This window comes from Actinopolymorpha cephalotaxi (assembly GCF_013408535.1).
Classification (GTDB): Bacteria; Actinomycetota; Actinomycetes; order Propionibacteriales; family Actinopolymorphaceae; genus Actinopolymorpha; species Actinopolymorpha cephalotaxi.
Genome location: NZ_JACBZA010000001.1, coordinates 20,746 through 34,133, shown reverse-complemented (window position 1 = coordinate 34,133; position 13,388 = coordinate 20,746). Strand labels below are relative to the sequence as shown.

General features: G+C 72.2%; 9 protein-coding genes. 4 read left to right on the top strand and 5 right to left on the bottom strand.

The features are described from left to right. Nucleotides 1–199: 199 nt before the first annotated feature. Nucleotides 200–1,105, bottom strand: a complete 906-nt coding sequence (locus FHR37_RS00140; protein WP_092880096.1) for a phytanoyl-CoA dioxygenase family protein — start codon at nt 1,103–1,105, stop codon at nt 200–202. A 149-nt stretch (nt 1,106–1,254) separates the two neighbouring features. Here FHR37_RS00140 and FHR37_RS00135 point away from each other — a divergent pair, with 149 nt between their 5' ends. From FHR37_RS00135 to FHR37_RS00120, 4 genes are all read left to right on the top strand, one after another. Then, nucleotides 1,255–2,115, top strand: coding sequence for an SMP-30/gluconolactonase/LRE family protein (locus FHR37_RS00135; protein WP_092880093.1), 861 nt, complete (start codon nt 1,255–1,257; stop codon nt 2,113–2,115). A 93-nt stretch (nt 2,116–2,208) separates the two neighbouring features. After that, the gene (locus FHR37_RS00130) at nt 2,209–3,165 is read left to right on the top strand and encodes a D-2-hydroxyacid dehydrogenase family protein (protein ID WP_092880090.1); all 957 of its coding nucleotides are present in this window, start codon (nt 2,209–2,211) and stop codon (nt 3,163–3,165) included. Nucleotides 3,166–3,285: 120 nt separating this feature from the next. Next, on the top strand, nt 3,286–6,843 hold the full coding sequence (locus tag FHR37_RS00125) for a phosphodiester glycosidase family protein (RefSeq protein WP_237768526.1): 3,558 nt from the start codon (nt 3,286–3,288) through the stop codon (nt 6,841–6,843). 205 nt (nt 6,844–7,048) lie between these two features. Then, nucleotides 7,049–9,376 carry a discoidin domain-containing protein gene (locus FHR37_RS00120; RefSeq protein WP_092880085.1) on the top strand — a complete coding sequence of 776 codons (2,328 nt, stop codon included), beginning with the start codon at nt 7,049–7,051 and terminating at the stop codon, nt 9,374–9,376. Nucleotides 9,377–9,403: 27 nt separating this feature from the next. Here the strand turns inward: FHR37_RS00120 and FHR37_RS00115 are convergent, their stop codons facing one another. From FHR37_RS00115 to FHR37_RS00100, 4 genes are all read right to left on the bottom strand, one after another. Beyond that, the gene (locus FHR37_RS00115) at nt 9,404–10,303 is read right to left on the bottom strand and encodes a nucleoside hydrolase (protein ID WP_175542300.1); all 900 of its coding nucleotides are present in this window, start codon (nt 10,301–10,303) and stop codon (nt 9,404–9,406) included. A gap of 98 nt (nt 10,304–10,401) precedes the next feature. Further along, a complete protein-coding gene (locus tag FHR37_RS00110; RefSeq protein ID WP_092880079.1) occupies nt 10,402–11,181 on the bottom strand; it encodes an NAD-dependent epimerase/dehydratase family protein in 780 nt (259 codons plus the stop codon). Between the two features lie 54 nt (nt 11,182–11,235). Further along, entirely contained in the window at nt 11,236–12,702 is a 1,467-nt protein-coding gene (locus FHR37_RS00105) for an MFS transporter (protein WP_202817862.1), read from the bottom strand. A 111-nt stretch (nt 12,703–12,813) separates the two neighbouring features. Further along, nucleotides 12,814–13,329, bottom strand: a complete 516-nt coding sequence (locus FHR37_RS00100; protein WP_092880076.1) for a nucleoside/nucleotide kinase family protein — start codon at nt 13,327–13,329, stop codon at nt 12,814–12,816. Between the last annotated feature and the right edge of the window lie 59 nt (nt 13,330–13,388).

Below are 13,388 nucleotides of genomic sequence, written 5' to 3'. Positions count from 1 at the left end.
TTGTGAGTCCCCGCTCTCGCATCGGCGACCCTGCGGTCACCGTCGAGCGCCCTGACCTACTGAACCCTGCACCATCACCCGATCGCGAAGGTAGATTTGTTACCGATTCGTATCGAGTCCTGGCACAGTTTGCCGAAGCCGGTCCGTCGGTGGCTACACCGGGGTGGCCGCACGTGCGCGGCGCCCGCGCCTCGCGAGGTCAGCGACCGCAGCCGCCCTCCTTGTCCTGGCGTACGCTCGGCCGGGCGATGTCCTCGATTCCCTTGTAGGCGTAGGGATCCTCACCGGCGACGAGTTCGATGTCGCGGTAGTCGTACTTCGCCACGTGGTAGCGGTCGGGGACGCGGCCCCACGGGAGCAGCGACTCCGCGCTCATGAAGTGGTTGGTCAGCGCCCGGCGGAAGCCGTGCCTGCCCGTGTTCGGCAGCGACCGGTGCAGCAGGTAGCCATTGAAGATGACGGCCGCGCCCGCCGGGATCTCCACCGGCACCGCGTCCTCGTCCTTGTACGGGAAGTCGTACAGCTCGACGGTGCAGTCGAAGCGCTCGTCGTCCTGCTCGCGGTCGGGGTAGATCACCCCCCGCTTGTGCGAACCGGGCAGCACCCACAGGCAGCCGTTCTCGATGGTGGCGTCGTCCAGCGCGATCCAGGCCGCGGTGAGCGAGCGGTCCCGGGTGGGGATGAAGAACTCGTCCTGGTGCCAGGCCTGCCCGGGCTTGCCCTCCGCCTTCATGAACAGCATCGACTGCATGGCCTTGACGTTCGGGCCGATCACCTTGGTGAGGACGTCCACGATCTTCGGGTGGTGGTAGGTGCGGGCGATCACCTCCGACAGCTTGTTCGGGAAGTGGATGCACAGGTAGCGCCGCATCACCTCCTCGTCGGACTCCTCGGCGCCGGCCCGGGTGACCCGCTCGATGTCACCGAGCTCACCCCGGCACAGCCGGGCCGCCTCGGCGTTGATCTCGGCGACCTCCGCGGGCGACAGCGCGTTCTTCAGCACTCCGAACCCGTCCTCGCGGATCTGCGTGATCAGCGCGTCCGAAACCGACTCGTGCAGCACCGGACCGGGCCGGGCCGGCACCTGCTCAGTGACCGTGGTCATGGTGTTTCCCTTCCGCCGCGAGGAGCTTCGGTCCCAGCATCGTCGCGGCGGCCGCGGCGACGCCATGCCCGGGACGCACGTTCACCTGTCTGTTCCTGACATCGCCCGGCGCACTAGGGTCGGGAGGAGCCGTCACCCAGGGAGGACACATGCGGGCCGAGCAGGTCACCGGGCCACACGCCCACCACGGAGAAGGTCCGGTCTGGGACGCGAGCTGGGGCGGGTTGCGGTTCGTGGACATGATGGCCGGCGACATCCTCACCGCCGACCTGGCCGGTGGCGGCGTCCAGCGGCTGCACGTCGGCGAGGTGGCGGCGGCGTTCCGGCCGCGCACCTCCGGCGGGATGGTGGTGGCGATCGAACGCGGCTTCGCGCTGGTCGGCGCCGACGGTTCGGTCGACCGGCTGCCGGAGCTGTGGGACGACCATGGCGTACGCATGAACGAGGGCGGCTGTGACCCGCAGGGGCGGTTCTACTGCGGCTCGATGGCCTACGCGTCCACGAAGGGCGCGGGCACGGTCTTCCGGCTCGACCCTGACCGGAACGTCTCGGTCGTCCTCACCGACGTCACCATCTCCAACGGTCTGGCCTGGTCTCCCGACCACACGCTGGCCTACTACATCGACACCCCGACCGGGCGGGTGGACGCGTTCGACTACCAGCCGGAGACCGGCCTGGTCGTGGACAGCCGCCGCCCGGTGGTGGAGATCCCGGGTGAGTGGGGCGGCCCGGACGGGATGACGGTGGACGCCGAGGGCTTCCTGTGGGTGGCCATGTGGGGCGGCTCGGCGGTACGCCGGTTCGCCCCGGACGGGACGCTGGACGGCGTGGTGGAGGTGCCCGGCGCGAAGCAGGTCACGGCGTGCACGTTCGGCGGGGCGGACCTCGACGAGCTGTTCGTCACCACCTCCCGGCAGGGGCTGTCCGACGACGAGCAGCCGGCCGCCGGCTCGATCTTCTCCGTACGCCCCGGGGTGCGCGGGCTGCCCGCACTCCCCTACGCCGGTTAGGTCCGCGCGGGTTCGGCCGTCTAGGGTACGTACGCCCAGCGACGCGGTGGTCACACCGAGGGCCCGCCGCAGCCGACGAAGGAGCGTACGCCGATGACACTGGTGGCGGTTCTGGACGACTACCAGCAGGTCGCGGAGCGGATGGCGGACTGGCGAAGCCTGCCCGACCGCACCAGCGTGGCGTTCTTCCACGACCACCTGCCCGACGAGGACACCGTCGTCGAACGCCTGGCCCACTACGAGGTCATCGTGGCGATGCGCGAGCGCACGGCGTTCACGCGTTCGGTGCTGGAACGCCTGCCCCGGTTGCGGCTTCTGGTCACCACCGGCATGCGCAACGCGGCGATCGACCTGGAGGCCGCGCACGAGAACGGCGTCGTGGTGAGCGGCACCCCCGGCAGCGGCGGCGCGACCACCGAACTCGCCTGGGCGCTGATCCTGGGGCTGGTCCGCCACGTGCCGGAGGAGGACGCGGCCGTGCGCGCCGGCGGCTGGCAGCGCACCGTGGGCACCGACCTGGCGGACTCCACTCTCGGCCTGCTCGGCCTGGGCCGGCTGGGCCGGGCGATGGTGCCGGTGGCCCGCGCGTTCGGCATGCGGGTGCTGGCGTGGAGCGCCAACCTCACACCCTCGGCCGCGAGCGAGGCGGGTGCCGAACGCGTGGACAAGGACGAGCTGTTCGCCCGGTCCGACGTGGTCAGCGTGCACCTGAAGCTCAGCGACCGCACCCACGGCCTGGTCGGCGCGGACGAGCTCGCGCTGATGCGGCCGACGGCCTTCCTGGTCAACACCTCCCGCGGGCCGATCGTGGACGAGCAGGCGCTGGTCGACGCACTGGAGGAGGGCCGGCTCGCCGGTGCCGGCCTGGACGTCTACGACCAGGAGCCGCTGCCGGCCGGCCACTCGCTGCTGAAGGCGCCGCGCACGATCCTGACGCCGCACATCGGGTTCGTGACCCGGCGGACGTACGAGGAGTGGTACGCCGCCGCGGTCGAGGCGATCGCGGCGTACATCAACGGCCGACCCGTTCAGGTTCTGACGCCGCGCTGACCCCGCCCCTCCCCCAGTAGTCGAGCGGAGTTTTCTTCCGCTTCAGGTCGAAGTCTGGAAAACCGCCTCCAGGTCGAGTTCACTGCGAGGTGCCGTCCGGCATCCCTGGGGAGGAAACCCGTGACTTCTGTGACTTCGGCCAAGACCCGTGCGCGGCTGCGTACGTTCGCCTCGCTCCTGGCCGGCTGCACGGTCCTGGTCGGGCTGGCGGCCGGAGGGACCGCCACCGGATCGCCGCCGGTCGCGGCGGCCCAGGGGTCACGGCCGGATCCGCGGTACGACCTGCACTCGGCCACCTCCGACGCGGCCGACCACCCGGGCAGTGCCGCCGACCGGCGCGCCGCGCAGGCACCGCGGGCGGCCGAGGTCGCTCCCCGGCTGGAGACGGCCAGCACCTCCCGGCCGGTCGCGCCCGGGGTGACGCTGCGGTCGTTCGACCGGTACGGGCCGGACGCCTACTCCGGCACGGCGAACTGGCTGCAGTCGGACTCCCTGACCGTCGACCTCACCAAGGGAACCTCGGTCGGCTACCTCTTCCCCGGCCGGGTCGCCGCCGGTGCGCCGATCTCGGAGCAGGCACGCGACGCCGGCGCGGTCGCCGCGGTGAACGGCGACTTCTTCGACATCAACAACTCGAACGCCCCGCTGGGTGTCGGCATCAAGGACGGCACCCTGCTCCAGTCACCGGACAACGCACCCACCTGGCAGAAGTCCGCGGCGATCCTCACCCCGGAAGGGCTGGGCAGCATCGGTTCGGTGTTCTTCACCGGAACCATCACGCTGCCGGGTGAGCGGACGGCCCCGCTGGCCGGGGTGAACAAGCCCGGGCTGCCCGCCGACGGCATCGAGGCGTTCACCCCGCTGTGGGGAAGCTACTGCCGCTGCCGGGCCACCACCGGCGCGACGAAGGTGGCCGAGGTGGAGGTGGTGGACGGCCGGGTCACCGCGGTCCGCGACACCGCGGGCTCGGGTGAGATTCCCGCCGGCGGCTTCGTGCTGGTGGGCCGCGACGCCGGCGCGGACACGCTGGCCGCGCTCACCGTCGGCGCGCCGGTGAGCATCGACTACCGCGCCAGAACCGCGGACGACAAGGCGATCCGGACCGCGCTGAACGGCCGTCAACTCCTGGTTGTCAACGGCGTCGCGCAGAGGGCCAGTGCGGGCAACAACGTTCCGCCCGCGCCGCGGACCGCGGTCGGCTTCTCCCGTGACGGTACGAAGATGTTCCTGCTCGCCGCGGACGGGCGCCAGCCGGCGTTCTCCGACGGGCTCGGCCTGGACGAGCTCGCCGCCATGATGGTCGAGCTCGGCGCCTACAACGCGGTGAATCTCGACGGCGGCGGGTCGACCACGCTCGTGGCCCGCAAGCCCGGCGAGCAGACTGTGCGGGTGGAGAACCACCCCTCCGACGGCAGCGAACGCCACGACCCCAACGGCCTGGGCCTGTTCGCCCCCAAGGGGTCGGGCCACCTGCGCGGGCTGTGGGTGGAGCCCGCGCTCGACCCGAAGCGGGCGGCCGGCTCGTCCGCGGTCGCGCCGGCCCGTCCCGACCGGGTGTTTCCCGGCCTGACCCGCCGGCTCACCGCCACGGGGTACGACGAGACGTACGGCCCGGCGGCGAGCACTCCGCGCTGGCGTACCAGCAGTGGGTCCGACGCGGGCACCGTCGACCGGGACGGCGTCTTCCACGCCCGCGACACCGGCACCGCCACCGTCACCGCGTACGACCGGGACGTCACCGGATCCACCACCCTGCAGGTGCTCCGGCCGCTCACCCGGCTCGGCGCCACCGTCGACCAGGTGGCGTTGCCCGGAGCAGGCGACCGCGCGAAGCTCGGCGTCCTCGGCTACGACCGGGAGGGCTACGCGGCGCCGGTCGAACCCGCCGACCTCACCCTCGACTACGACCACGACCTGCTCGACATCACCGCCGACGACAGCGGTCAGTACGTCGTGACCGCCAAGCAGGCAACGGGTTCCGCACTGGTCACGGTGACGGCGAACGTCGCCGGTGCGAAGGTGAGCACGGTCCTCCCGGTCACCGTCGGCCTGGAGGAGAAGGTCGTCGCCGACTTCGAGGACGCCTCTGCGTGGAGCTTCTTCGGCGAACGCGCCACCGGGTCGGTGTCCTCCGCCGAGGGCAAGGTGGGCAAGGGGCTTCGGCTGGACTACGACTTCTCCACCTCCACCGCGACCCGCACCGGCGGCGCCGTTCCCACCGGCACGGTGGAGATCCCCGGCCGGCCGCGGGCGCTGCGGTTGTGGGTCAACTCGACCGGCAAGGGTGAGTGGGCGAGCCTGCAGGTGTACGACGGCGCCGGGACGCTGCTGCCCGCGATGCGCGGCGGCTACCTCACCGGGTCCGGCTGGCAGCAGCTGGAGTTCCCGGTGCCCGCGGGTACGCAGTATCCACTGCGGCTTCGCCGGTACTACTCCGCCGAGACCCGCCCGGACCAGCAGTACCAGGGCAGCATCGTGATCGACCAGCTCACCGCGCTGGTGCCGCCGTCGGTCGACGTACCCGCGACGCCGGTCCGCAAGGACCCGCTGATCGCCCAGAACGCCGACGTCGGCGGGCAGCCCTGGCGGTTCGCGGTGATGTCGGACGCGCAGTTCGTCGCCCGTGATCCCGACAGCGACCTGGTGAAGTACGCCCGGCGCACGCTGCGGGAGATCAGGGCCGCCCGGCCGGACTTCCTGGTCATCGACGGCGACCTGGTGGACGAGGGGTCGCCGGCCGACCTGGCGTTCGCCAAGCAGGTGCTGGACGAGGAGCTCGGCGGCACGGTGCCCTACTACTACGTGCCCGGCAACCACGAGGTGATGGGCGGCGACATCGCGAACTTCCGGGCGGAGTTCGGCGCCACCAGCCGGGTCTTCGACCACGACGGCACGCGGTTCCTCACCTTCGACACCTCCCGGCTGTCGATCCGCGGCAGCGACTGGACCCAGCTGCGCACGTTGCGCCGCCAGCTCGACGCGGCCGCCGACGACCCGTCGGTCGGGTCGGTGGTCATGGTGCAGCACGTCCCGCCGCGCGACCCGACGCCGAGCCGGGCCAGCGAGCTCGCCGACCGCAAGGAGGCCGCCACCATCGAGCGGTGGCTGTCGGACTTCCAGCGCACCACCGGCAAGGGAACGGTCTTCATCGGCGGGCACGTGGGCACCTTCCACGCCGACCGGGTGGACGGTGTGCCGTACTTCGTCAACGGCAACTCCGCCAAGACGCCCTCCACCCGGCCCGAGGATGGTGGATTCACCGGCTGGTCGTTGTGGGGCGTGGATCCGGTGACGCCGGACGAGGCCGCGGCCGCCCGCCGCGACCCGGTTCGGGACGCACCGGACTGGGTGAGCACCCAGGTGCGCCCGCACGTCGACACGCTCACCGTGACCGCGCCCGAACGCCTGGCCGCGGGTTCGTCCGCTGCTGTCAAGGCTGAGTTGACACAGCACGGCAGGACGATGCCGGTGGCGTACCCGATGAGTTCGCGCTGGACCGGCTCGGACAACGTCTGGATCGGCGACCCCGCAGGCCGGCAGCCGCAGCACATCGCGGTGCTCGACCCGCGGACCGGCACGCTCACCGCGTACCGGCCGGGCAAGGTCACCGTGCGGCTCACCGTCAACGACACCATTGCGGAGGCGACCGTCACCGTCGAACCTCGTACGGGCGGCTGACCCGACGAGACCCCGCGCTCATCGGTCGCCGCCGATATCGGCGAAACCTTCCGATCTGCGCGGACCGTCCTGAACGTTCAGCACGATCGCCGGTCGGACCCCGAGCGAGCACCGGCGGGCCTGACCGATCTGGCCGTGCCGTACGACGGGCATTGACCGCACGCGGTGAGACCGCCTAGCTTCCGCCGGGAAGGAAGGTGGGCCGATGTCCGTACGACCTGGACGACTGGCGCGACGACTGGGTGCGGTCGCACCCGTCCTCGGTGCGTTGCTGCTGACCACGTCGTTGAGCCCGGCTCGCGCCGCGGTGACGGCCGACGACACCGGCGGCAGCACCGGGGTCGACGCCGCCCGCGCCCCGAGTACGCCGCCCTCCGCGGTGGGCAGTTGGCTCACCGATCCCGGGCGCAAGGTGTACTTGACACGGCAACCGGACCTGCACTGGACGCGCGGCACACCTCCCGCCGGTACGACCATCACCGTGGACGAGTCCCGGAAGTACCAGTCCATGGAGGGTTTCGGCGCGTCGTTCACCGACTCCTCCGCCTGGCTGGTGGGCACGAAACTCGACCGCGGCCGGCGGGCGGCGGCGATGCGGGCGTTGTTCGACTCACGGGCCGGCATCGGGCTGAGCTTCGTCCGGCAGCCGATGGGCGCCAGCGACTTCGCCGTGCACGGCAACTACTCCTACGACGACATGCCTGCCGGGCAGACCGATCCCACGCTCGCGCACTTCTCCGTCGACCACGACCGGGCGTACGTCCTCCCGGTCCTGCGCGACGCGTTGCGGCTCAACCCGAAGCTCACGCTGATGGCCTCGCCGTGGAGCCCGCCGGGTTGGATGAAGACCAGCGACTCGATGGTCGGCGGCACGCTGAGGCCGGAGGCCTACCAGCCGTTCGCGGACTACTTCGCGAAGTTCGTCCAGGCGTACGCGGACGCGGGTGTGCCGATCACCTACGTCACCCCGAACAACGAACCTCTCTACGTGCCCGGGGGCTATCCCGGCCTGGACCTCGGCCCGGACAAGGCGGCCACCTTCATCCGCGACCACCTCGGTCCCACGCTGGGCAGGACCGGCCTGCCGACGAAGGTCCTCGGCTACGACCACAACTGGGACGTGCCGAGTTATCCCGAGAGCCTGTACGCCGACCCGGCCACCTCGCGCCACGTCGCGGGAACGGCCTGGCACTGCTACGGCGGTGACGTGCGCACGCAGTCCCTGTCCCACAACAACTATCCGGGCAAGCCGGCATTCCACACCGAGTGCTCCGGTGGGACGTGGGAGGGCGACGACGCCGCGGGCTTCGCCGGTGCGATGAACCTGGTGGTCAACGCTCCCCGCGAATGGGCGAAGGCGGTCGTGCGGTGGAACATGGCGCTGGACGCCGACAACGGGCCCACCAACGGCGGATGCCTCACCTGTCGCGGGGTGCTGACGGTCGCCAAGGGCGCCGACGGACGTTACAACTGGTCGAAGACCGTCGACTACTACGCCCTCGGGCACGCCAGCAAGTTCGTCCGGCCGGGTGCCCGCCGGATCGCCTCCAGCGCACCGGCCGCGGGTACCGACGGCGCGGTCCAGAACGTCGCGTACGTCAACCCCGACGGCACCAAGGCGCTGGTCACGTTCAACCCCGGCAAGGCCGCGGCGAGCTTCCGGGTGCGGTTCGGGAACCACTGGTTCAAGGCCACGTTGCCCGCGGGTTCGGCGGCCACCTACACCTGGCGCGGCGACCAGGTCGCTCCGGCCGGTGACGCCGCGCTCGGCACCACCGACGTGCACTTCACCCAGCCGGGCAAGGCGCCGTTGACAGTCTCCTGGGACGCCGACCTGCTCAGCCGGCTCAACCAGGTAAGGGTGGACGGCTCCTGGGTCGGCTACTCCCTGCCCACCGGTGCGTCCCTGCAGGCTCCGGTGGAGTCCGCTCCCCTGCCGCACACCGGCTGGACGGCGACCGCGAGCGCGAGCAGTCCGGACGACCCGCCGGCCAGGGCGATCGACGGTGATCCGGCCACCAGGTGGAGCACCGGGCACGGGATGACACCGGGCGACTGGTTCCAGGTCGACCTCGGCGCGTCGAGGACGTTCGGCGAACTCCGGCTGGACACCTCCGCGAGCCCCGGCGACTTCGCCCGGGGCTACGAGGTCTACGTCTCCGAGGACGGGAAGACCTGGGGCGAGCCGGTCGCCCGCGGCGGCGGCGCTACCTCGCTGCGGGTGCTGTTCCCGCCGGTGACCGGGAGGTACGTCCGGATCGTCAACACCGGGAGCTCGGGCAGCTGGTGGTCGATCCACGAGCTGGACGTGCTCGCGCCCACCGGCACCGGTGCGGGAAGCGGCGGCCAGCAGCCGCCGGCGGCGAACCCCGATCTGTTGCGGCGTACGGCGACGACACCGGACGGCACCGCGCTCGAGGTCTACTACAACGCCGGCGACCAGGCGGCGACGTTCGACGTCGACTGGGCCGGCACGACCTATCGGTACCGCCTGCCGGCCGGCGCGTCCGCGACGTTCACCCGGGCCGGCTGAGCCCCCGAGATCGGACCTACGAAACGGTCAGGACGGGCCGCAGTGCCCGGCGGTGGCGATCAGCTTGACGAGGTGGTCGACGGCGTCCGGGAGAACGACCGAGGTGACCACCCGGGTCGCGCTCCGCGGGTCGTCGGTGGTCGTGCTCACTCCGGCCCGCTCACCGTCCGGATCCACCGAGACGCCGACGGGTCGGGAGCCGAGCAGGTCCGCCCGCAGCATCGCCAGCACCGCGAGCGGGTCGTGCGGGACGTTGGACTCCTCGCCGGTGAAGTTCCACCACTGCCGGACCTCCGCCTCCAGCTGCCGGCCGAGCGCCCCCGCGGCGGCGATCTCGCCGAGGTGGTCCGGGCCGATCCGGGCCTGGGTGGTGATCTCCAGCCCGACCACGGTCACCGGGATGCCGGAGGCGAACACCTCGGCGGCGGCCACCGCGTCGCTGCGGAAGTTGTGCTCGGGCTCGGGCCGGTCGAACCTCCCGCCCATGACGTACAGCCGGTGTACGTTGCGGGCGAAGCCCGCGTCCGCGCGGATCGCCTCGGCGATGTTGGTCAGCGGGCCGATGGCCACCACGTCGACCTCGCCGGGCCGCTCGGCCACCGTCCCGGTCAGGAACTCCACCGCGCTGACGTCCTCGAGGTAGGCCTCCGCGCCGAGGTCGTCGTACAGCCGGCCCTCGAAACCCGCCCACCAGGCGTCCGCACCGGTCAGCGGGCGCTCGGCGCCGGCGACCACGGCCAGGCCGTCGCGGCCGGCGAGCCGGGCCAGCCGCCGGGTGACCAGGGCGCGCAGCCGGACGTCGCCGTACACCGTGGTGACGCCGAGGAGCTCGATCTCGGGTGCGCCGAAGATCATCGCCAGCGCGAGCGCGTCGTCGACGTCGGAGCCGATGTCGGTGTCGAGGATCACCTGGTGGGTGGCGGCCACGACGGCCTCCGTTCTGGGGGATTGCCGCGGTTGGCGCCGCCTACAGGGCGCTGACCTGCGGTTCTGTCCGTTCAGAGGGATGAGTCAGAGGATGAAGACTATCCCCTGCCGGTGGCCAGGGCACCGGGCAGAGTCGTGTCGTCCGGGCCGTGCCTGCCCACGCACGGCCCCCAGCTGTCGTCCTCGGGTACGTCGCCCGCGTACACCTCGGAGTCCTGCGCCGGGTGGTAGCCGATCGCGTTGTGGTTGAGCCAGCGGCTGCGGGTGTTGGCCGAGATCCCGGGGCAGACGGCGTACGACACGTCCGCCTCCAGCGCGCGGGCGACCAGCCGGCGCAGGTCCTCCGCACCCAGCCAGGCGTCCAGGGCACTCGACACCGGCGGCCGGTCGACGGTCGCGCCGAGCCGCAGGACGACGACGGACGCGCCGGTGCGGTAGGCGTGGGCGCGGCCGAGGGCCTCACCGAACGCCTTCGTCGCGCCGTACGCACAGCAGGGCGCGACCGGCCAGGACGGGTCGATCAGCGGAGCATCCGGCCGGGCGTACTGACCCATCACGTGGGCGGAGCCGGCCAGCACGATCCGGGGTACGCCGGTGGCGAGGAGCGCGGCCACCACGTCCACGTTGGGGACCCGCAGCTCCTCCCACGTCGCGTTCGGATCGGCGTTGCCGGCCAGGTGGACCACCGCGTCCACGCCGTCGGTGACCCGGGCGAGGAACGCCGGATCGGCGAGGTCACCCACCACGTCCACCGGAGTCCCCCTGCCCTCGGCCCGGTCGGTGCGCACCAGGTCCCAGCCGTCCAGGGCGGCGAGGCCGGGCGTCAGCATCGCGGCGACGTTTCCCGCCGCGCCGGTGAGCAGGAGACGCCTGGCCATCGTGGGTTCCCTTCGTCGTGCGGAGTCCGTCGTTCGGAGTCGGTCCGTTCGGGTTCAGCTGTCCTGGGCGGCGCGGTATCGCCAGAAGATCGGGAACGCCACCACCGCGGCGAGCATCGCGACCACCACCAGGACCCCGCCGCCGCTCACCGCCAGCGAGGTGCCGACCGCCGCGCCGGCCGTACCGTGCAGCAGGTCGGCCAGCCGCGGACCGCCCGCGACCACGACGGTGAACACGCCCTGCATCCGGCCGCGCATCTCGTCGGTGGCCGCCGACTGCATGATCGTGCCGCGGAACACCATGCTCACCAGGTCGGCCATGCCGGCCAGGGCGAGGAAGAACGCCGCCAGCCACAGCCACGGTGACAGGCCGAAGCCGACGATCGCCAGCCCCCACGCGCACACCGCCGCGATCACCGCGACACCGTGCCGGCGGATCCGGGAGAACGCGCCGGAGAACAGCCCGCCGAGCACCGCGCCGACCGGGATGGCGGCGAACAGGATGCCGAGGGCGAAGCCGCCGCCGGCCGGGTCTCCGAACGTCTGCTGCGCCATCTGCGGGAACAGCGCCCGGGGCATGCCGAACACCATCGCGATCACGTCGGCCAGAAACGAGACCAGCAGCACCTTGCGGGTGGCGAGGTAGCCGAACCCCTCGATCACGTGCCGCAGTCCGGCCCGCCGCGGCGCACCGGCCATCGGCGGCAGCGCCGGCAGCCGCCACACCGCCCAGATCGTCACCGTGAGCGCGACCGAGTCGATGAGGTACAGCGTGGACAGGCCGAGGATCGGGATCAGTACGCCGGCCAGCAGCGGCCCGATGATCGAGCCGATCTGGAACACCGTCGAGCCGAGCGCGTTCGCCGCGGGCAGCAGCCGGGCGGGGACGAGGCGCGGGATGGAGGCGCTGCGGGCCGGCTGGTTGACCCCGGCGCACGCCTGCTGCAGGCCGAGCAGCCCGAACAGCACCCACACCGAGTGGGCCCCCGCGAACGCCTGCGCCCAGAACAGCAGCGAGGTGACGGCGATGCCGGTGTTGGTGACCAGCAGCAGCTTGCGCCGGTCCACCGCGTCCGCGATCGCGCCGCCCCACAGGGCGAACACGACCAGCGGGACCAGCGCCACCAGGCCGGCCAGCCCGACGTAGGCCGAGGAGCCGGTGATGTCGTAGATCTGCTTGGGCACCGCGACCGCGGTGAGCTGGCTGCCGACCGAGGTGACGATGGTGGACGTCCACAGCCTGCGGTACGCCGGGATGGACAGCGGCCGGGTGTCGACGACGATCCGCCGCAGGTCCCACCGGGAACGGCGCCGGCCCGGGCCGGTGACCCGGCCGTCGTGGGTGCCGCTCTCGTCCCGCAGGTCCTCGGCCCCGAGCGTCTCCTGGGCAGGCGGTGACGGCTGCCGGGAGTCGAGCGGTTCGTCGGAGGACCCCGCGGAGGAGTCGTCGGAGGGGTCCTCGGGTTCGGTATGGGCGTCGCTGCTGGTGCCGGGCTCGCCTCGGCCGGCGGGATGTGACACCTGCGATTCCTCTCGATGTCAAGACTTTAGCCTCGGACACCTTAGCTCAGGGAGATCCTGGAACGAGCCGTGTTCTCGGCGTACGGCCCGGCCGGGACCGACGCTCCACCCTCAGCGCGGCGGCCGCGGCGACGCCCACCGCCGGTCGAGTTCGGCCACGAGTTCGTCCTGGGACAGGCCGGTCACGTCGAGTTCGGCGTCCACGGCGAGCTCGGCCCCGGCGTCCTCGGCGTGCAGCGCGGCGAACTCCTCCGCCGTGAGATACACCGGCCGGGTCGCGGCCCGGCGCCGTGCCTCCGCGACGTCCACGCGCAACCGGACGACCAGGCAGCCGGGCAGCTCGGCCCGGTAGATCGCCAGCGTGCGCGGCGTCAGCACGTCCGTCGCCACCGTCGCGAACCCCTCGGCGGTGAACCGCCGGGCCAGCAGGCAGGCGTTGCGTACGCCGAGCTCCTGCTGGCGCACCCCCTCGTCGCCGTCCCACGGGGCGGCGCCGCCGGCGACGACGAGCTGGCGTACGTCGTCGACGTCGACGTACGCACCCCGCGGGCACGACTCCGCCAGCCGCCGGCCGGCACTGGTCTTGCCCACGGCCGGCGGCCCGGTCAGCACCAACGGAACCCGCATGCGACCAGACCCTAGGCGAGGGGGTGGCCGCACACCCGGCCACGGTCGGTCGGCCGGGT

What these genes read in the sequence shown, in the direction of transcription:
- FHR37_RS00140 (WP_092880096.1), bottom strand. Translation starts at nt 1,105, where the DNA reads ATGACCACGGTCACTGAGCAGGTGCCGGCCCGGCCCGGTCCGGTGCTG.
- FHR37_RS00135 (WP_092880093.1), top strand. Translation starts at nt 1,255, where the DNA reads ATGCGGGCCGAGCAGGTCACCGGGCCACACGCCCACCACGGAGAAGGT.
- FHR37_RS00130 (WP_092880090.1), top strand. Translation starts at nt 2,209, where the DNA reads ATGACACTGGTGGCGGTTCTGGACGACTACCAGCAGGTCGCGGAGCGG.
- FHR37_RS00120 (WP_092880085.1), top strand. Translation starts at nt 7,049, where the DNA reads ATGTCCGTACGACCTGGACGACTGGCGCGACGACTGGGTGCGGTCGCA.
- FHR37_RS00110 (WP_092880079.1), bottom strand. Translation starts at nt 11,181, where the DNA reads ATGGCCAGGCGTCTCCTGCTCACCGGCGCGGCGGGAAACGTCGCCGCG.
- FHR37_RS00100 (WP_092880076.1), bottom strand. Translation starts at nt 13,329, where the DNA reads ATGCGGGTTCCGTTGGTGCTGACCGGGCCGCCGGCCGTGGGCAAGACC.